We start from the raw sequence: 19217 nt of genomic DNA, 5'->3' as shown, positions 1-19217 counted from the left end.
TTTTTATGCTTCATTTTCAAATGGGGTACGAACTGGGTCGAAGGGTTGAGAAGAGTGGTTTTTATCCTGGCCTTATTTGGCTGCAAGGTGCTGAACGTGTTTGGCCACGCACTAACAGCTAAAACATACGGTGTTCCCACCATGGATATTACTCTTTATCCCATAGGCGGGATGGCCAGCTTTGAAAAAATGCCAGACAATCAGGAAAAACTCTTAATTGTCAAAAATCAACAGGCGATTAACTGACGATACATGATGACTTATAAAATAACAAGAAGTAATTTTTTAAAACAACTTATTAAACAGATGCGCTCCGCACTCGTGTTGGTCGCAACTGTAGCACTTGTGTATGTCTATCTTATGCAGTTTGTAGATCATGCCCTAAGCTGGGTGCCTTATCTTGTTATTTTTCTGGCCTTTATCAAGACTGGGTACTTTACCTTTTTTACCTTCAGGCAGGTCAATAAGTCCATTAAACATTGTCATTCTTTTGGGCAACTTCTCTGGATTTTCGGACTGCTCGTCATGCTCATTATTTTCTCCTATGCGGCAGATTTCACTTGTCTGGTCGCTGCCAATCGATCTTCTTTTCTGGGATTTAAACCATTTGAAAGCTTCCATTACTTCGAGTATTTATTCGAGACGTTTTATTTCAGTGTGGTAACCTTTGCTGCCATCGGTTATGGAGATATCGTGCCAATAACTACCCCTGCCAAAATTTTAGTGATGATGGAGATCGGTCAAAGCTTTGTGCTGATCGTTTTCGGACTGTCCAACATAAATAACATTCATACTACAATTAAAAAACAATAACAAGATGAAAAAGAGAATAGCACTTATAGGGTATGGCGTAATCGGCAAAAGAGTAGCCGATGCAATCGCACGACAAGATGATATGGAATTAGCCGGGGTATGTGATGTGATCAGCGACTGGCGGATACAAACTGCGGTAAACAAAGGGTATTCCATTTATGCTGCTACCCCTGAAGCTAAAAGTAACATGGAGCAAGTAGGTATTCCTCTGGTAGGTAACATGGCTGATCTTTTAGATATGGCTGATCTGGTAGTGGATTGTACGCCTAAGAAAATTGCCTCCCAAAACGTGCAGATGTATAGGGAGCGTAAAATGAAATTTATCCTACAGGGAGGTGAAAAACACGAAACCACCGGGCATTCCTTTAGCGCAGAAAACAATTATGCTTCCGCCATAAACCGGGAAAGCACCCGAGTAGTCTCCTGCAACACTACCTCCATAGTTAGAACATTGTCAGCGTTGAAAAGAGCAGGACTACTGGAGAGCGCACGTGGAACTTTGCTTCGTAGAGCGACTGACCCCTGGGAAAGTCACCTTGGAGGCATTATGAATACACTTGTCCCAGAAAAAGATATCCCCAGTCATCAAGGACCTGATGCTCAAAGTGTAGATCCCGAGCTAGACGTGGTGACGATGGCGGTAAAAGTACCAGAAACACTCAGTCACCTGCATTACTGGAATATACGACTTACCAAAAAAGTAGATAAAATAGAAGTGATTGAAGCATTACAGACTTCCAGCCGGATCACTTTCATAAACTATAGTGATGGTTTGGTTTCCAACAATACGATCAAAGAAAGGTACCTGGATATGGGAAGACCTTGGGGTGATATGTATGAGGTAGCCCTCTGGCAGGACATGCTGAAAGTAGAAGGCAATGAACTTTACTACGCTTATGTGGTGGACAATCAGGCCATTGTAATCCCTGAAACCATAGATGCCATCAGGGCACTGACCGGAATAGAAATCCAGGCCAAAAAGTCGATCGAAAAGACCAATAAAAGTCTTGGTGTGAACAGATGAGCTGATAAAACCGATCGGTTTTGCAGAAAAAAGCATGAGACAAAGAATTCAATATTTGTTTGAATCCATATATATCCAGATTATGGGTGGCCAGCACTGGGATATTCAGATGTTGGACGAGTGCATGTACAATAAGGTAAAATAATATGTTGAAAATTGAAAAACTAGGAGTAATACTTAGCCCCACTAAATTAGGTTTTGAAAACAATGGAGTGCTAAACCCAGGTATTTATCAGGAAGGTGATAACGTGCATATTTTTTATCGGGCAGTAGAGGAGGGCAATATTTCCACCATTGGATATGCCAAAGCGAATGGGCCAAATGATATTGTAGAAAGGCACAAGCAGCCTCTTATAACCTGCGAACTCGAGTATGAAAAACAAGGAGTAGAAGACGCTCGCATCGTTAAAATTGAAGACACTTATTATTTGACATACACGGCCTATGACGGTATAAATGCCATGGGTGCTCTGGCGATTTCAAAAGACTTGAAGCATTTCGAAAAAAAAGGGATTATTACCCCACTGGTTAATTATAAGGAGTACAAATACCATCTGGAACACTGTAACGAAGGAATGTTAAACCCGAAATACTATTACTATTACAATCTTTTTGCGGAAATGGGACTGGTGGATGAAAAGCACAGGCTTTTGAGAGACAAGGATATAGTACTATTCCCTAGAAAAATCAACGGAAAATTTGTAATGCTGCACCGTATCTGGCCCGGTATCCAGATGGTACAATTTGAGCGTTGGGAAGACCTGACCAAATCATTTTGGGAGGATTACCTAAAAGACCTGACATCGCACATTGTATTGGACCCCAAATATGATTTTGAAGTTAACTATATAGGAGCAGGGTGCCCACCAATAGAAACAGAAGATGGGTGGCTAATTATCTATCACGGAGTATGTGAAACCATTATTGGAAAGACCTATCATGCGACTGCCGCACTTCTGGATTTAAACTATCCGGAAAAGGTTATTGCACGATTAAAGCAACCTTTGTTTTCACCTACTGAAAATTGGGAGCTGGAAGGTGTGGTAAATCATGTGGTATTCCCTACCGGGAGTGCGCAATTCGGAGAAGACCTTTATATATATTATGGTGCGGCAGACACGCATACCGCAGTTGCCAAGGTAAATATGAACGCTCTCCTTTCTGAGCTAATCCAAGGTTGAAGGATTCATTTGCAAGAGATTTAAAGAGAGAGGCTACGGATCTCATTCGACACAATTTCATACATCGAAAGTGAGATATCGTAAACTCCACTGAGGGTAATATTTTAACTTTAACATCGGATTGTTAAACTACTTTAAATGCCAGAAAAGACCATTTTCATCACAAAAGCTTCTGGGGAATGAGCTGCTTTTTCAACAATAAAATTGAGGCAATCTTTGGAAAGAGCAGGGGCTGGTTCATTTGAAATAGATCAGATAGTGAACGAAATTGAGAAACAGCTTTTTGATGGAATGGCCACAAAAAAAATATACAATGAGGCATTTTCTATGCTACGTAAGTATTCAAAATCTGTTGCCGGAAGATACAAGATCAAGCAGGCAATTTTTGAGCTGGGGCCTTCAGGATATCCCTTTGAAAGGTTTGTAAGTGAAATCCTTAAATATCAGGGGTACTGCACTAAATTCGGAGTGGTCATTCAAGGCCATTGTGTATCTCACGAGATAGATGTTGCCGCCGAAAAGGATGTTAAGCACATAATGGTGGAGTGCAAATTTCATAACAGACAGGGGTATTAGTGCAATGTAAAAATTCCACTCTATATCAATTCCCGGTTTGAGGATGTAAAAAAGCAATGGAAAAAAAAGAAAGATCACGCAAGTAAGTTTCATCAAGGTTGGGTGGTGACCAATACCCGGTTTACCGAAGATGCCATTCAATATGGTAAATGCTCTGGGTTGGTGCTCATAGGCTGGGATTATCCACAACAAGGAAGTTTAAGTGATCGGATTAATTTAGCCGGTTTACATCCCATTACCTGCCTCACCACCCTCACGAAACCCGAAAAGCTAAAGCTGATTGATAAGATGGTAGTGCTATGCAAGGGGCTTTGTGATAAACCAAAACTACTAAATGAAATAGGAATTGCTGAAACACGGATAAAAGGAATCCTTAAAGAAGCAAAGGAAAATTTGTTCTGAAGTAGACAGCATCTCTTAATCAACATTCAACAAAGAAAATAACATGCGAAGCATTTTGTTAATTATAATGACATTTTTACAAATAGCGCCCATTATTTCGTATGGTCAGGGGAAAGGAATGTTTATTGATCAGATAGCAGGGAAAAAAATTGAACGTGAAAACTTTGATAAAAACGGACAGCTTTTAGGTAAACAACTATTCTTAATAGGAGAATTAAGGCAAGCTGGTGAAACGTATATAGTGGAAGTGGTTACGGAGTTGTACAATGAAAAGGGCGAACTAAATGAAAAATACACCACCACTTACCAATGTAATCCCAAAGCGTTTGATGTGCTGGTGAACGTATTTCCTTTTAGTGATCCTAATGATGAAAAGATAAAAGTGGAGGTGACCTCGAAAGATTTTGAACAGTTATATGACTTTCAAAGTAACGAGGAACTAAAAGACATTCAATTGAAGATGAGCATAGCGTCAGGAGTGTTAAGCTTTTTTGGCTCGAAAAGTTTGGTTACGATTAAAAACAGAAACAGGAAAACAGAAAATGGGAAGATAAATATTAGCAGCAAAGCTGTGGTAGAAGCTTACATGATGGGCATTAAGATTAAAACGATCAATTATACTGTAGAAGAGCATATGACAGAAAATTATGTATTACTAAATCAGAAATTCACGGAGAATGACGGAGCTTATTTCACTATGAGTTATAAAGGTGGGTACAAATGACTTAATGTCTCTAAATCGACTTAATGAATAACTACAAAAAGAATAGCCTAAGTTTAACCGGAGCAGTGGCGCTAGGCACCGGAGTGATGATAGGTGCCGGTATATTTGCTTTACTTGGTCAGGTGGCGGATCTTTCAGGGACTTTGTTTCCCTTAGCTTTTTTGGTTGGAGCCGTCATCTCTTATTTCAGTGCTTATACCTACATAAAGTTGTCCAATGCTTACCCATCAGCAGGTGGTATCGCCATGTATCTCAAAAAAGCCTATGGACCAGGTACGATCACTGCTGCGGGATCACTTTTAATGGCATTTTCAATGGTGATTGGTCAAAGCTTGGTTGCCCGGACATTTGGAGCATATACCTTACAACTTTTTGATGTGCAGAAAAATAGTATTTGGGTGCCTATTTTGGGCATTTTATTGTTGGTAGTTGCCTTTTTAATCAATATTTCTGGTAATAAGGTAATTGGCCGGTCTTCCTTGATGATGGCAGTCATCAAAATAGGAGGTCTTGCTATATTCGCCATTGGGGGTCTGTGGGCAGCAGACTTCTCATTTGCTGAAGCCTTACCTTCCTCTGTTTCTGGTGACTATACAGCAACCAGTTATATAGCAGCTTTGGCTTTTACCATTCTGGCTTATAAAGGCTTTACAACTATTACAAACAGCGGTGGTGAGATTGTAAATCCTAATAAGAATGTGGGGCGAGCCATTATGATTTCGCTCTTTATTTGCACGTTGGTGTATTTACTCGTGGCTTTGGCAGTTTCAGCCAATTTGTCAATCCCAGAGATTTTAGCCGCAAAAGATTTTTCGCTAGCAGAAGCTTCTAAACCTGCATTTGGAAAGTACGGTTTATGGTTTACTGTGGGTATTGCTATTGTAGCTACTATTTCAGGGGTCATTGCCAGCATGTTTGCCGTTTCAAGGATGACCGCCATGCTCACGGAAATAAATCTAATCCCACACAAACATTTCGAAATGCCGGGGCGATTGCAAAAGCACATGCTGATTTATACGATGATTATTGCCATTACCCTCACGGCATTCTTCGATCTAACCCGTATTGCCTCTCTGGGAGCTATTTTTTACCTAACAATGGATGTAATACTCCAATGGGGTGTATTAAAAAATCTTAGAAAAAAAATAAATGTCAATGTTGCCATTGTTATTGCCGCCATTTTACTTGACCTTCTTGTATTAGGCGCATTCCTCTGGATAAAGGTATCCAATGATTTTTTGGTAATTGTGGTTTCCATAGTACTGATGTTTTTAGTATTTGTTGGAGAAAGGAGGTTTTTACAATGGAAAACGGATGAACCAGAATAATTTATATAACACTAAATAACTAAAAAATAAAATTGTTATGGAAATTTTAATTGTAGCAACAAAAGATTGTCAACACAGGCCAATACTTGAAAAAGAATTGCAAAATGCAGATTTACCCTATACGGTCAAATATTTTGAAGAACATCCAGATCTAGTTGAAAAATATCAATTCAAGCATTCACCGTTGCTAATTGTGAACGAAAGGGTAGCGTCAATTGGCATGCCTGATTTGGATATGATAAATAAATTGAAAATGAAAAACGTGAACATTTCGGAAATAAGGACAGGGAAGAGGAACCATAACCGAATGATAGCCAAAAATATTGAGGAAGGACTGGTGGAAGTGGACACGACCTGGGGCCGTATTCAGCCAATACAGGCTGCCGTGGGGGTAAGAACAGTCGGGGAATTGGAGGTGTACCAACACCAAAAAGAGGGGCTGCCCATTGTTGATGCCAGAAAACCTGATTCTACCAATGGGGTAACCATTCCCGGCGCTGAAAATATCCCTTACGATGAATTAGTGACCAGAAAAGAGGAGTTAGATGAAAAAAAGCATACTATCTTCTTTTGCAATGGCCCGCAATGCCCGCAATCCGCTACAGGCATCAAGAACCTCGTGGAAGCGGGGTATCCGGCCGATAGGATTTTATATTATCGAGGCGGAATGCATGACTGGATAACATTGGGGTTGATAGTGGAAAAAATATGAGAAAATGCATAATTCATATCTGTTAAAAAATTTGACATATAATTCATACAAAAGATGAACTACAATTGCATCCGGAAGATTTTGAAGTGGGTGCTTTTTATCGGTTTGAAGGCATGAGTAGCCCTGACGATAATAGCATTGTGTATGCCATTAGTGGCAAGGATGGTATTAATGGTATATTGGTTAATGCTTATGAGGTATACAGTAGCAGCCTCAGTGGAGCAATGGTTCAAAAACTTAAAACGAACGACATATGATTGAGTTAGATAACATATCCACGTTACCACCTAAAGAAGGGATCAAAATGGAAACTAAAAATGCGCTGAAAAAAATCCGAAAGGAGCTTTTTCAGTTGCAAAATAAATTCTATGCAGATGGTCGGTACAGCATGCTCATCGTCTTGCAAGGACTTGACACTTCGGGAAAGGATGGGGTCATCCGTCATGCTTTTAGTGGCATGAACCCACAAGGTGTGCAGGTTACTTCTTTTAAAAAGCCTTCGGCTGACGAGCTTAAACATGATTTTTTGTGGCGCATTTATCCTCATTTTCCTGAGAAAGGAAAGATCAGGGTCTTTAATCGATCCTACTATGAAGATGTTTTGGTGCCTAACGTCAATAAAAGTCTATCAGGCGATGTATTGGATCACCGCATCAATTTGATCAATGAATTGGAACATCACCTGCTAGCCAATAATACTTTGATCTTGAAATACTACTTACATATATCTGCTGATGAGCAGATAGAGCGTATTGAAGAGCCTAAAACGAAACCACACAAACGCTGGAAGTATACGAAAGAAGATGAACTGGTACCCAACCAATGGGATGATTTCCGGGAGGCTTACAATACCCTACTTAATGCATGTGATCACTTGCCCTGGCATATCATCCCTGCAGATAAGCGTTGGTTTCGCAACTATACTGCTGCTAAAATATTAGCCGAACAGCTTGAAAAACTTAATTTGGATTACCCAAACAAATAAAAAATCGACATTATGGAAAATCATAAAGAGCATAATCACACCCATCATAGGCACGAAGAAAGTAAAAAGCATGAAGATCATTCGGGGCATGAAGGTCATCAACATGGTGGACAAAGCAGTCATTCAGGTCATAGCCCTGGACATGGTGAAATGGGACATGATCACCATAAAATGATGATTGAAGATTTTAAAAAGCGCTTTTGGATCGCCCTGATTCTCACCATCCCAATTCTGGTATTCTCTCCAATGATACAGAGATTCTTGGGCTATGAATGGTTATTGCCCGGAAATGCTTACATCCTTTTTGGCCTTTCAACCTTCGTTTATTTTTATGGAGGATGGCCTTTTCTTAAAGGTTTAAAGGGCGAACTGAAGGAGGGAGCTCCCGGTATGATGACCTTAATTTCTATGGCCATCAGTGTGGCCTATTTTTATAGCTCTGCGACTGTATTTGGCCTTGAGGGAGAAGACTTTTTCTGGGAGTTGGCTACCCTAATTGACATCATGCTTTTAGGCCATTGGCTGGAAATGAAGTCAGTTCTTGGAGCTTCAAAAGCTTTGCAACTTTTGGTAAGTATGATGCCCTCGGAAGCACATAGAGTAAAAGGGGATAGTGTGGAAGATGTAAAATTGGAAGACTTACAGAAAGATGATATTATCCTCATCAAACCTGGTGAAAAAGTTCCTGCTGATGGAATTATTGTAGAAGGGGAAAGCTATCTGAACGAATCCATGTTGACGGGTGAATCCAAACCTGTAAAAAAGGGATTGGAAAATAAAGTGATTGGCGGGTCACTCAATGGAAACGGTTCTCTAAAAGTAAAAGTAGAGCATACGGGCAAAGACAGCTACCTCAATAAGGTGATTACGCTGGTGCAAGAAGCACAAAAGTCCAAATCCAAGATGCAGAATCTCTCTGACCGTGCGGCTAAGTGGCTTACCTATATCGCATTGGCGATAGGCTTTGGTACACTGGCCATCTGGTTATTTTTAGGATTTCCTTTTGTGTATGCCCTGGAGAGAATGGTTACCGTAATGGTGATTGCCTGCCCACATGCTTTAGGACTGGCAATTCCATTAGTGGTTGCTATATCTACAGCTGTGTCTGCGCAGAACGGTTTATTAATTCGAAACCGAACTGCTTTTGAAGAATCGCGTAAAATCTCAGTCTTACTCTTTGATAAAACAGGAACATTGACCAAAGGGGACTTTGGAGTTACCCGGATTGAATCCGTAGATAAGAACTATGACTCAAACGAAGTGTTAAGACTTGCGAGTGCCTTAGAGCAAAGTTCCGAGCATCCGATTGCTGTAGGAATTATAAAAAAGGTTAAGGAAGACAATGTCACAATACCTAAGCTTGAAAATTTCAATGCGATTACGGGCAAAGGAGTTGAGGCCAATGTGGATGGTAAAAAAGTTAAGGTGGTAAGTCCTGGGTATTTAAGAGATGAAAAAATTTCTATTCCTGAAGATGCTTATAGTGATGCCGCTGAAACAGTTGTTTTTGTTTTAATTGACGGAAAATTGGCAGGGTACATTGCCCTTGCGGATGAAATTAGACCTGAATCAGCAGAGGCTATTAAAGTATTTAAAAAGAACAACATTAAAGTGTTGATGGCAACCGGAGACAATGAAAAGACCGCCAAAGCAGTAAGTGATAAACTGGGATTAGACGGTTACTATTCAGAAGTGCTACCCCATCAGAAAGTGGAGATTGTGAAGGAGTTACAAGCCAAGGGAGAGTTTGTCGCAATGACAGGTGACGGAGTAAATGATGCACCGGCACTTGCGCAAGCCAACGTTGGAATCGCGGTGGGTTCAGGTACCGATGTGGCGGCCGAAACGGCTGATATTATTCTTGTCAACAGCAATCCACATGATATTGCCAGTCTGATTTTATTTGGTAAAGCCACTTACAACAAAATGATCCAAAACCTGATATGGGCTACTGGCTACAATGTCATTGCCATTCCTCTTGCGGCTGGGGTGCTTTATTCTTCGGGATTTGTATTGGGCCCAGCAGTGGGAGCTGTATTTATGAGTTTGAGTACCATCATTGTTGCGATCAATGCTCAATTGTTGAAGAAAAAGATTGGTAACAAGTAGTGGGTAATCTGGAAATGCTTGGCAGGATAGCGATTATATTGCTTAGTATTTTTGTAGTAATGAGTGGGTATGGCGTGTTGCTACCCGTTTTACCCTACTATACGGAACGACTTGCCCTAAAGTCCGGTGTAGTGGCTGACGAGGATATCAACTATCACATAGGCATCCTTACCAGTATCTACCCGTTTTTTCAACTGTTATTTGCGGTTGTTTGGGGTAAGCTATCCGACCGTTTCGGTCGCAAAGGACTGATCATTATGGGGTTGTAAGGCTTTGTCATTATGCAGGTTATGACGGGGCTATCAACTTCATTAGTCATGCTATATGTAGCCCGTATTTTAGGTGGTATATTTTCATCGTCTGTTATACCGGTGAGCAATGCTTACCTGAGTGACCTTACCAGTAGTAAGCAACGAAGAAAAATACTTGCATGGTCAGGAGTGGCTGTTAGTGCAGGTGTCATTGCTGGGCCTATGATTGGTGGTTATTTGGCTCAAACCAATCTACATTTTAATAACAGATTGGGGCACTTGTTATTGGATAAATTTAGTGTGCCTTTCCTTGCAGTTGCATTGTTAGGAATAGTTGCTTTAGTGGTCGTTGTGCTGTGGCTCAAAAAACCAAGGAAGCAGTATACAAATAACCCACAAGGAAAACCCATAATGATGGGGATGCTGGCGAACCCTGTTTTTTTAAGGCTCTTACTATTATCGTTGGTGATACAATTGGCCTTCACGCTATTTGAAACTGTTTTTTCCGTGTATGCCAAAGATATCCTTGTCTTTGATACCGCACAGGTTGGTCTTGGGTTTATGCTCTGTGGTTTGATCATGGCTGTTTTACAACCCATCTTTGCCAGTTTCAATGAAAATATCCTGCCTATGAGGCTGCAACTGATTATAGGGTTTTTACTGGCTGCCGCATCAATGGGTATTTTCACCCTAATGACTACTGACTTCTATGTATTCACGATGATCATAATTTTTGCCACAGGAGGGGCGATGGTGACACCAAACCTGATCGCCTCGATCTCGTTTATTGATGAAAACAATACCGGGACTTATTTGTCCACTCAATCCTCCACCAATAGTATCGGTCAGGTATTGGGGCCGTTGTTTGGTATGTGGATTTATTCTTTTGGTAGCTCATGGCCATTTCTGATTATCGGGATAATCCTACTGCTAGTAACTCTTTTTACCATGCCGGGACTAAAATTTAATAAATAATAGCTCAACATTAAATATAACTGAAATGAAAAAAATAGCGGAATACTTAGGCGATCAGACAGAACACTTGCTGCTACATACTTGTGACACGATTGATAAAACAAGGCTTACCCTACCAGGGCCTAATTATCTGGATAAGGTTTTTCTGAATTCCAACAGAAGCCCGCAGGTACTCAATGCACTAGCCCGGTTATATAACAGTGGCAACCTTGCCGGAACAGGCTATTTATCCATTCTTCCGGTTGATCAGGGTATTGAGCATACGGCAGGGAGTGCCTTTGGGCCTAATCCCGACTATTTTGATCCGGAGAACATTGTACAACTGGCCTTGGAGGCGGGTTGCAATGGAGTAGCCTCAACATTTGGCGTACTTGGATTGACTTCTCGGAAATATGCCCATAAGATTCCCTACATCGTCAAGATTAACCACAATGAGTTACTTACATATCCAAATAAGCATGACCAGATCTTATTTGGGTCTGTAAAAGATGCCTGGAATATGGGTGCATGCGCTATTGGAGCCACTGTCTATTTTGGGTCAGCCGAATCAAATAGGCAGGTTCGTGAAATTTCAGAAGCATTTGCTTATGCCCATGAGCTGGGATTGGCCACTATCCTATGGTGCTACACCCGAAATGAGGCTTTTAAAACGAATGATAAGGACTACCATGCTGCTGCTGACCTGACAGGTCAGGCCAATCATCTAGGAGTAACCATTCAGGCAGATATCATCAAACAAAAACTACCGGATACAAACGGAGGTTTTAGAGATTTAAAGTTCGGCAAAACGTCTGAAGAAATGTATGCCAAATACACTTCAGATCATCCCATTGATATGTGCCGTTATCAAGTAGCAAATTGCTACATGGGTAAGATAGGATTGATTAACTCTGGTGGAGCATCCGGAGAATCCGACTATGAAGATGCAGTAAAGACAGCCGTGATCAATAAGAGAGCAGGTGGCATGGGCTTGATTTCAGGAAGAAAGGCATTCCAGCGACCGCGAAAGGAAGGTATGGAACTGCTCAACCTGATCCAACAAGTGTACCTGGATCGAGAAATTACGATTGCTTAAAGAAATGTTTCAAGTTTTGTTGAAATGGTCGTTTAAATTTTGGGTCCATACATCCAAAGAAGACTATAATTTCATACATCAAATACTGAATTTTTAAATCATAATGCAGGGAATAGCGTTTATTTACTGAAGTGTTAATACAATTTTAAGATGGCGGAGAGTATAAAATTACATGTTAAAAATATGGTATGCCCACGGTGCCTAACAGCAGTTGAGCAAATAGTGGAAAGGCTTGAAATACCATACGCAAATGTAGCGTTGGGAGAGATTGATCTTAAGCACACCATAGATGATGAATCGAAAAAGCAGCTAAATCAGGCTCTGGAGGAAATAGGCTTTTCGCTTATAGATGATCGCAAAAGCAGGCTGATCGAACAGACGAAAAATTTGATTATTCAGAAAATACATCATACTCGGGACGTTTTAGATATAAAGTGGGCGGAATACATGGCTGATCGACTCAATTATGACTACAAATACCTGGGCATGCTTTTTTCATCTGTGGAGGGCATTACCCTCGAGCAATACATCATCCGTCAGAAAGTAGAACGCGTAAAAGAACTGATGATCTATGATGAGCTTACCCTGAGCCAGATGGCTTTTCAGCTAGGATATAGCAGTGCCGCGCACCTCAGCAGTCAGTTCAAGAAAATTACAGGCATGCCACCCACTCAGTTTAAGAATACGATAGGAATAAAGCGAAAAACACTGGATAACATCTGAAAACTGAAGGTTCTATAAAACGTTTAGCAAATCCTATAATACAAATCCTCATAGCACTTTCGACATTTGTATAGTCCATTTTTTTTAACGGACATTAATGATTTACCATGGAAGATATAGATATTCTCGAGCCTAAAAGCAAGCAGTCTGATAAGCAAGAAGAAATAATAAGAGATTCTTTTCCTGTAACAGGCATGACCTGTGCTGCCTGTGCCTCAAGTGTGGAGTCCATCCTTATCCATACAGATGGAGTGAATAAAGCAACCGTAAACTTTGCCAGTAGCACTGTATTAGTAGAATACAACAGATCAGTCTCCCACGATGATTTACAAAAAGCCCTACAAGCGGTAGGCTATGACATCATAATAGATGTAGAAGATCCTTCGGCAGTGCAGCAAGAACTTCAGGAACAAAACTATCAGGCAGTGAAAAAGCGAACCATTTGGGCTGCTATATTAACGCTACCCGTATTCATTCTGGGTATGTTCTACATGGACTGGGTGCCGGGCAGATGGATATCGCTGGTATTTACCATTCCGGTTTTATTCTGGTTTGGCCGAAGTTTTTTCATTAATGCCTATAAGCAAGCTAAACATGGGAAGGCCAATATGGATACCTTGGTGGCTCTGAGTACAGGGATTGCATTCATTTTCAGTTTGTTCAATACCTTATTTCCTGAGTTCTGGCACAGCCGGGGCATACATCCACATGTGTATTATGAAGCGGCTACCGTGATCATTACGTTCATCTCACTGGGAAAAGTATTGGAGGAAAAAGCGAAATCAAATACTTCTTCTGCCATCAAAAAACTGATGGGCTTGCAACCCAAGACCTTGAAAGTGATTGTGGATGGAGAGGAAGTGGAAATGCCAATTGCCTCGGTTGAGGTGGGTTATACCATTTTGGTTCGTCCAGGTGAGAAAATACCTGTAGATGGTGAAGTGGCCGAGGGAAATTCTTTTGTGGATGAAAGCATGATTACAGGAGAACCCATACCGGTAGAGAAAACAAAAGGTGAAAAAGTCTTTGCCGGAACGGTAAACCAAAAGGGAAGCTTCCGCTTTATCGCAGAAAAAGTAGCCGAGGAAACATTGCTTGCCCAAATAATCAAAATGGTGCAGGAAGCCCAGGGCAGTAAGGCCCCGGTTCAAAAGCTGGTAGATAAAATAGCAGGAATATTTGTACCGGTCGTCATGGCTATTTCCATCGTGACCTTTATCACCTGGATGTTGGTAGGTGGAGATGATGCCTTCACGCATGCGTTACTTACCTCGGTAGCCGTGTTGGTGATTGCCTGCCCCTGTGCTTTGGGGCTGGCTACCCCAACCGCTATTATGGTAGGTGTTGGAAAGGGTGCTGAAAACAATATTCTGATCAAAGATGCTGAAAGCCTGGAATTGGGACATCAGGTAAATGCTGTTGTTTTAGACAAAACGGGCACCATCACCGAAGGGAAGCCGGTCGTTACGGATATCTTTTGGGAAGATGAGGGGCAATCTGAAAAGCTCAAGCCCATGGTACTGGCCATGGAGTCGCAATCGGAACATCCTTTGGCAGAAGCGGTGGTTCAAAAGCTAAAAGAGGAAGGCATTAAATCTGCAACCATTTCCCAGTTTAACAGCAGTACGGGGCGGGGGGTTGAAGCAATTGATGAAAATGACATGAGGTTCTATATGGGTAACCAAAGATTGCTTACCGAGCATAATATCAACGTGAGTAATCAACTTGACAAAAAAGCAAAAACACTTCGGGAGGAAGCCAAGACTGTAGTCTTTTTTGCCAATCAAGATCAGGCTTTAGCTGTGCTGGCAATTGCCGATAAGATCAAGGAAACGTCTAAGAAGGCCATTGAAACCCTGCAGGAAAGAAACATTGAAGTGTATATGCTCACTGGAGATAATGAACAAACAGCTCGTGCGGTTGCTCACCAAGTGGGTTTGAAACACTTCAAAGCGGAAGTGTTGCCCTCCGACAAGGCAGATTTTGTAAAAGAGCTACAAGCCAAAGGAAAAATTGTGGCGATGGTTGGGGATGGCATCAACGACTCACATGCTCTTGCACAAGCCAACATCAGCATCGCGATGGGCAAAGGTTCTGACATAGCCATGGATGTGGCGAAGATGACATTAATAACTTCAGACCTGCAGTCCATACCTAAAGCACTTAAGCTATCTAAGAAAACCGTATTGGGTATCCGTCAGAACCTCTTTTGGGCATTCATTTACAACATTATCGGTATCCCGATAGCAGCAGGGCTTTTATATCCGGTAAACGGCTTTTTACTTGACCCGATGATTGCGGGCATGGCGATGGCCTTCAGTTCGGTATCGGTAGTAGCCAATAGTCTGCGGTTGAAAGCAGCAAAAATTTAAGAATCAAATTATAAACTTTAAATAGACTAAACAATGAACACTTTAAAATTCAAAACCAATATCAATTGTGGCGGATGCCTTTCAAAAGTGACTCCCTTCCTGAACGAAGAAAAGAACATAAAAAAATGGGATGTCAACCTTGAAAGTGATGACCGCATACTTACTGTAGAAACTTCTGATCTGACTGAAGAAGAAATAAAGAAAACGGTACAGAAAGCGGGTTTTAAGGCTGAGGCTACCAATTAATTGCAGGCAGATGCAAAAACCTTATTTGCATTTTTTGGATTGCTTTAAGTCCAATGCTGGCAGCAGCAGCCATGAGCCTGAGCTCGGTAAGCGTGATTGGCAACAGTTTGGGGTAGAGGTAACCAAGATCACTATATAGCGCTCACTTAGAAGTTTTGGGCTACTGTTTCACTGAAATATACCTCCCTGTTTTCGTCAATTAGGAGTTTGACGGAGCCGTCAAACTCCTCTTTTTCAGTTACTTTCCATTTTTGGCCAAGTTGAAGCCCTTTCTTATTTAAATAGTTTAAAAAATCGCTTTTATCTGTTGCAACACTCCGAAATATATAAAGTTGATCAACCTCGGCTTCAGTAAGAGGTATCGCATTCAAATCAGGTAAGTTGCCTTTTTTGTCAGGTATTGGATCACCATGCGGATCAAATTTTGGGTATTCAAGAAAGACTGGAAGTCTTTCTGTGAGTAGTGGCGAATGTACATGCTCCAACTGCTCAGCAATATCATGTACTTCCTCCCATTTAAAATTGAGTACTCTCACAAGAAAAGTTTCCCAAAGTCGGTGTTTTCTTATCAGTTGACGAGCCAGCAGATTGCCCTCCTTACTCAATATCAGCTTGCTCTTATTCTCTAATAACCCTTTTTCATGTAGCCGCCTAACCATGTTTGATACTGATGCAGGGTTGTTTTGCAGTCTTTCGGCTACAGCACTCACAGTCGTTTTGCCATTCTTGTCACATAAAGAATAGATGGTCTTGATATAATTCTCAACTGTAGATGATTCGTTTTTCATAATTTAGATTAATCTAAAATTTTACTTTGACAAAACAAATTTATAAGTTTGTCTAATCAATATTTAAAAATATGATTAATATAAAAATTAAGGTTTTACCGGTTATTTGTTTCATGGCCGCCATCATTTACAGCTGTGATGAGGTTTTTCCAGAAGCACCGGCCGAAAATGAGCTACTTGACGGACCCATAGGTGCGCTCTCCTTTTCAGAGCACAACCGGTTTTTGGCTGGAGATGTGGCATTCAATGATGAAATATTCACACCCGAAAGCGGATTAGGCCCTATGTTCGTAGCTACTTCTTGTGGAAGTTGTCATCCGGGTGATGGTAAAGGCCATCCTTTTACGACTCTTACAAGGTTTGGCCAGACTTCTCCCGGCCAAAGCACCGATTTTCCTGCGGGTGCTCCCCAGCTTCAAAACCGGGCTATACCAGGTTTTGAGCCAGAAAAACTAACTTTGGGCACACCTTTTATGAAATTCACCCCTCCGGCAGTTACCGGGCTTGGTTTATTAGCAGCACTTACTGATGAACAAATCCTGAAGAATGCCGACCCTGATGATGTGGATGGAGATGGAATATCAGGGATTCCCAATTATATTGATCCACCCGATTACTTCCAACCAAAATGGTTTCACCAGGCAGTCAACGCGCAATTCATCGGTCGTTTTGGAAAGAAAGCCGCAGCTATAGATTTGTTGCAGCAGACCGCTACCGCTTATAATCAGGATATGGGTGTCACTTCTACGTTTGAGCCCTTAGATGTGGCCACAGACCTATCGGTCGATCCTGAAGTTAGTGACCAGACCATTCGGGAGGTGGTATTCTACTTGAGTACACTCAAAGCACCTATCCAAAGGGATCCGGAGACTTATAATGTCATCCAGGGGCAACAAATCTTTACTGATATCAACTGTGGCTCATGTCATATTCCCTCCTGGACAACACCTGAATCTGACATTCCGGCTCTCAGCAATAAGACTTTTCATCCTTATACGGATTTATTGCTCCATGACATGGGGCCAGAACTGGACGATGGGGCCACTGAAGGGTCAGCAGAAACGTATGAATGGCGAACTCCTCCGCTCTGGGGCTTGGGCCTGTCACCTGATTCGCAAGGAGGTGAGTTTTTTCTCATGCATGATGGCCGAGCCAAAAGCATTGAAGAAGCCATTTTAATGCATGGTGGAGAGGCAAATGATAGCCGGGGTAGCTTTGAGCAGTTGAGTGATATTGACAAACAAAAGCTTTTGACATTCCTAAAGTCACTTTAAGATGGACAGGAAAACATTTTTGAAACTGGCAGGGAGTTCGTGTTTAGCGATTGCTGGAGTCCCGATTTTACTTTCTGGGTGCACCTCAGTCCATCGGGTAAATACAATAGCCAGAGACAACAGGCTCACCGTCTCAAAACAAGAATTTATTGAAGGGGTGGAAAAGCCAAGAGAAGTCGTGCTGGTGCGAGAGCTATCACTGGCTTTTCCTATTGCATTATACAGGCTCTCAGCAGATGATTACATGGCACTCTGGATGGAATGCACCCACCAGGGCTGTGAGGTAAATGCACAACCACACTATCTAGTATGCCCATGCCATGGGAGTGAATTTGATGCCAAGGGGAATGTGGTACAAGGCCCGGCAGAAACGAATCTTAAAAACTTTAAAGTAAACACAGATCATGAAAACATCTTCATCTATTTATAAAATTGGTGGCTATCTGCTGGTGCTGATTTGTTTAAATCATGTAGCATTTGCCCAAAAGTCAGACAGCTCTCAGTTGCTACTGAATATGGACGCGGTTTACAACCGGCCTTTTCTGCAAGCAGGAAGTTTTCCGGTAGCAATTGGGGGTTATATTGAAGCACAGGGAGAATACTTTGTGTCCGATGGCATTACCGAGGGTGTCTCTTTTAAAATTCCGAGAATGACCCTGTTTGTATCTTCCACCATCACTGAGCGGATTAAATTTCTCTCGGAAATAGAGTTTGAAGAAGGTACCAAAGAGATCAACATTGAGTTTGCCGCTCTTGATTTTGAATTTCATCCATTACTCAATTTCAGGGGAGGAATTATCATGAACCCGATTGGGGCATTTAATCAAAACCACGATGGCCCGAGGTGGGAGTTTGTAGACAGGCCAATCTCTGCCACTACTATTATCCCGGCCACTTTCAGTAATGTTGGGTTTGGTTTGCACGGAAAGACCTATCAAAAACAATGGGTATGGGCCTACGAAGCTTATGTTACCAATGGTTTTAATGATCGGATAGTTGCGAATAGTGAAGGCAGAACCTGGCTTCCAGCTACCAAAGAAAATGTAGATCGTTTTGAAGAAAACTTCAATGCTGTTCCCCTTATCACGCTAAAGACGGCTATTCGTCACCGGAAAATCGGGGAAATAGGGTTGTCTTGGATGGGCGATGTGTATAACAAGTATGAAGAAGACGGACTTATGCTGGATCAAAAAAGGAGACTGGATGTTTTGGCAATTGATTTTAATACTTCCGCAATAAAAAATCTGGATATTACCGGGGAATGGGTATGGGCATTTGTGGACGTTCCTGCCACTTACTCCCAGCAGTTTGGAAGTCAACAACAAGGCGGGTTTATAGATTTTGTTTATACCGTTTTAAAGCGTGAAATGTTCGGGTGGGAGAATGCCAGAATTAACCTGGCACTACGGCTTGAACATGTAGATTATAACGTAGGGTCATTTGAAGAGACAGGAGGAAACATTCATGATGATGTACAAGCCATAGTACCGGCTCTTAGTTTTCGTCCATCATCTCAAACAGTGATCCGCGCCAATTACCGGCATATATGGGAGACAGATTTGTTGGGCAATCCGGCAGCCAAAACAGCAGGATTCCAGATAGGCATATCCAGCTATTTTTAGTCGGTCTGCTATCGTATTAACTATTTAAGTACTAACA

Annotated in this window: 19 protein-coding genes and 1 pseudogene; 19 read left to right on the top strand and 1 reads right to left on the bottom strand. The window is 41.6% G+C overall.

Features of this window, described 5'->3' with window-relative positions; translation table 11 throughout:
* Positions 1–45: 45 nt before the first annotated feature.
* The 16 genes and pseudogenes from HUJ21_RS23355 (at position 46) to HUJ21_RS23280 (ending at position 15496) form a co-directional block, all read left to right on the top strand.
* Positions 46–246, top strand: a complete 201-nt coding sequence (locus HUJ21_RS23355; protein ID WP_291373289.1) for a hypothetical protein — start codon at positions 46–48, stop codon at positions 244–246.
* Positions 247–306: 60 nt separating this feature from the next.
* Positions 307–813, top strand: coding sequence for an ion channel (locus tag HUJ21_RS23350; protein WP_291373288.1), 507 nt, complete (start codon positions 307–309; stop codon positions 811–813).
* Positions 814–817: 4 nt separating this feature from the next.
* Positions 818–1837 carry a type II glyceraldehyde-3-phosphate dehydrogenase gene (locus tag HUJ21_RS23345; protein ID WP_291373287.1) on the top strand — a complete coding sequence of 340 codons (1020 nt, stop codon included), beginning with the start codon at positions 818–820 and terminating at the stop codon, positions 1835–1837.
* A gap of 146 nt (positions 1838–1983) precedes the next feature.
* Positions 1984–3018: a hypothetical protein gene (locus HUJ21_RS23340; RefSeq protein WP_291373285.1), complete on the top strand. Its 1035-nt coding sequence runs from the start codon at positions 1984–1986 to the stop codon at positions 3016–3018.
* A 216-nt stretch (positions 3019–3234) separates the two neighbouring features.
* The gene (locus tag HUJ21_RS23335; protein WP_291373283.1) at positions 3235–3594 is read left to right on the top strand and encodes a hypothetical protein; all 360 of its coding nucleotides are present in this window, start codon (positions 3235–3237) and stop codon (positions 3592–3594) included.
* 445 nt (positions 3595–4039) lie between these two features.
* Complete coding sequence (locus HUJ21_RS23330) at positions 4040–4720, top strand: hypothetical protein (RefSeq protein WP_291373281.1); 681 nt, start codon at positions 4040–4042, stop codon at positions 4718–4720.
* A 23-nt stretch (positions 4721–4743) separates the two neighbouring features.
* Positions 4744–6048: an APC family permease gene (locus HUJ21_RS23325; RefSeq protein WP_291373280.1), complete on the top strand. Its 1305-nt coding sequence runs from the start codon at positions 4744–4746 to the stop codon at positions 6046–6048.
* A 37-nt stretch (positions 6049–6085) separates the two neighbouring features.
* Complete coding sequence (locus HUJ21_RS23320) at positions 6086–6760, top strand: rhodanese-like domain-containing protein (RefSeq protein WP_291373279.1); 675 nt, start codon at positions 6086–6088, stop codon at positions 6758–6760.
* Between the two features lie 65 nt (positions 6761–6825).
* The gene (locus tag HUJ21_RS23315; protein ID WP_291373277.1) at positions 6826–7017 is read left to right on the top strand and encodes a hypothetical protein; all 192 of its coding nucleotides are present in this window, start codon (positions 6826–6828) and stop codon (positions 7015–7017) included.
* Positions 7014–7745, top strand: a complete 732-nt coding sequence (locus HUJ21_RS23310) for a PPK2 family polyphosphate kinase (RefSeq protein ID WP_291373276.1) — start codon at positions 7014–7016, stop codon at positions 7743–7745. Before HUJ21_RS23315 ends, HUJ21_RS23310 begins: the two co-directional genes overlap by 4 nt.
* A 12-nt stretch (positions 7746–7757) precedes the next feature.
* Positions 7758–9854, top strand: a complete 2097-nt coding sequence (locus HUJ21_RS23305) for a copper-translocating P-type ATPase (RefSeq protein ID WP_291373273.1) — start codon at positions 7758–7760, stop codon at positions 9852–9854.
* Between the two features lie 14 nt (positions 9855–9868).
* A pseudogene (locus HUJ21_RS23300) lies at positions 9869–11080 on the top strand (MFS transporter).
* Positions 11081–11105: 25 nt separating this feature from the next.
* Positions 11106–12155 (top strand): class I fructose-bisphosphate aldolase, encoded by a 1050-nt coding sequence (locus HUJ21_RS23295; RefSeq protein WP_291373271.1) that lies wholly within the window; start codon positions 11106–11108, stop codon positions 12153–12155.
* A gap of 222 nt (positions 12156–12377) precedes the next feature.
* Positions 12378–12878, top strand: coding sequence for an AraC family transcriptional regulator (locus tag HUJ21_RS23290; RefSeq protein ID WP_366483813.1), 501 nt, complete (start codon positions 12378–12380; stop codon positions 12876–12878).
* 107 nt (positions 12879–12985) lie between these two features.
* On the top strand, positions 12986–15250 hold the full coding sequence (locus tag HUJ21_RS23285) for a heavy metal translocating P-type ATPase (RefSeq protein ID WP_291373268.1): 2265 nt from the start codon (positions 12986–12988) through the stop codon (positions 15248–15250).
* 33 nt (positions 15251–15283) lie between these two features.
* Positions 15284–15496 (top strand): heavy-metal-associated domain-containing protein, encoded by a 213-nt coding sequence (locus HUJ21_RS23280; RefSeq protein WP_073094027.1) that lies wholly within the window; start codon positions 15284–15286, stop codon positions 15494–15496.
* A gap of 146 nt (positions 15497–15642) precedes the next feature.
* On the opposite strand, the gene HUJ21_RS23275 is transcribed toward HUJ21_RS23280, so the two are convergent.
* Positions 15643–16284, bottom strand: coding sequence for a metal-dependent transcriptional regulator (locus HUJ21_RS23275; protein ID WP_291373266.1), 642 nt, complete (start codon positions 16282–16284; stop codon positions 15643–15645).
* Between the two features lie 71 nt (positions 16285–16355).
* On the opposite strand from HUJ21_RS23275, the gene HUJ21_RS23270 reads away from it, so the two are divergent.
* Genes HUJ21_RS23270 through HUJ21_RS23260 form a run of 3 tightly spaced genes read left to right on the top strand, consistent with a single transcriptional unit; the run spans position 16356 to position 19180 of the window.
* Positions 16356–17558, top strand: a complete 1203-nt coding sequence (locus HUJ21_RS23270) for a di-heme oxidoredictase family protein (protein ID WP_291373265.1) — start codon at positions 16356–16358, stop codon at positions 17556–17558.
* Position 17559: 1 nt separating this feature from the next.
* Entirely contained in the window at positions 17560–17988 is a 429-nt protein-coding gene (locus HUJ21_RS23265; RefSeq protein ID WP_073094025.1) for a Rieske (2Fe-2S) protein, read from the top strand.
* Positions 17963–19180, top strand: coding sequence for a hypothetical protein (locus HUJ21_RS23260; RefSeq protein WP_291373263.1), 1218 nt, complete (start codon positions 17963–17965; stop codon positions 19178–19180). Before HUJ21_RS23265 ends, HUJ21_RS23260 begins: the two co-directional genes overlap by 26 nt.
* The last annotated feature ends 37 nt before the right edge of the window (positions 19181–19217 follow it).

The organism is Cyclobacterium sp., assembly GCF_014762705.1.
Taxonomy (GTDB): Bacteria; Bacteroidota; Bacteroidia; order Cytophagales; family Cyclobacteriaceae; genus Cyclobacterium.
This window is presented reverse-complemented; position numbering and strand designations above follow the sequence as displayed.

Coding starts and splice junctions, on each gene's coding strand:
- HUJ21_RS23320 (WP_291373279.1), top strand. CDS start 6,086: ATGGAAATTTTAATTGTAGCAACAAAAGATTGTCAACACAGGCCAATA.
- HUJ21_RS23260 (WP_291373263.1), top strand. CDS start 17,963: ATGAAAACATCTTCATCTATTTATAAAATTGGTGGCTATCTGCTGGTG.
- HUJ21_RS23280 (WP_073094027.1), top strand. CDS start 15,284: ATGAACACTTTAAAATTCAAAACCAATATCAATTGTGGCGGATGCCTT.
- HUJ21_RS23345 (WP_291373287.1), top strand. CDS start 818: ATGAAAAAGAGAATAGCACTTATAGGGTATGGCGTAATCGGCAAAAGA.
- HUJ21_RS23275 (WP_291373266.1), bottom strand. CDS start 16,284: ATGAAAAACGAATCATCTACAGTTGAGAATTATATCAAGACCATCTAT.
- HUJ21_RS23350 (WP_291373288.1), top strand. CDS start 307: ATGCGCTCCGCACTCGTGTTGGTCGCAACTGTAGCACTTGTGTATGTC.
- HUJ21_RS23340 (WP_291373285.1), top strand. CDS start 1,984: ATGTTGAAAATTGAAAAACTAGGAGTAATACTTAGCCCCACTAAATTA.
- HUJ21_RS23310 (WP_291373276.1), top strand. CDS start 7,014: ATGATTGAGTTAGATAACATATCCACGTTACCACCTAAAGAAGGGATC.
- HUJ21_RS23285 (WP_291373268.1), top strand. CDS start 12,986: ATGGAAGATATAGATATTCTCGAGCCTAAAAGCAAGCAGTCTGATAAG.
- HUJ21_RS23330 (WP_291373281.1), top strand. CDS start 4,040: ATGCGAAGCATTTTGTTAATTATAATGACATTTTTACAAATAGCGCCC.
- HUJ21_RS23295 (WP_291373271.1), top strand. CDS start 11,106: ATGAAAAAAATAGCGGAATACTTAGGCGATCAGACAGAACACTTGCTG.
- HUJ21_RS23265 (WP_073094025.1), top strand. CDS start 17,560: ATGGACAGGAAAACATTTTTGAAACTGGCAGGGAGTTCGTGTTTAGCG.
- HUJ21_RS23270 (WP_291373265.1), top strand. CDS start 16,356: ATGATTAATATAAAAATTAAGGTTTTACCGGTTATTTGTTTCATGGCC.
- HUJ21_RS23325 (WP_291373280.1), top strand. CDS start 4,744: ATGAATAACTACAAAAAGAATAGCCTAAGTTTAACCGGAGCAGTGGCG.
- HUJ21_RS23305 (WP_291373273.1), top strand. CDS start 7,758: ATGGAAAATCATAAAGAGCATAATCACACCCATCATAGGCACGAAGAA.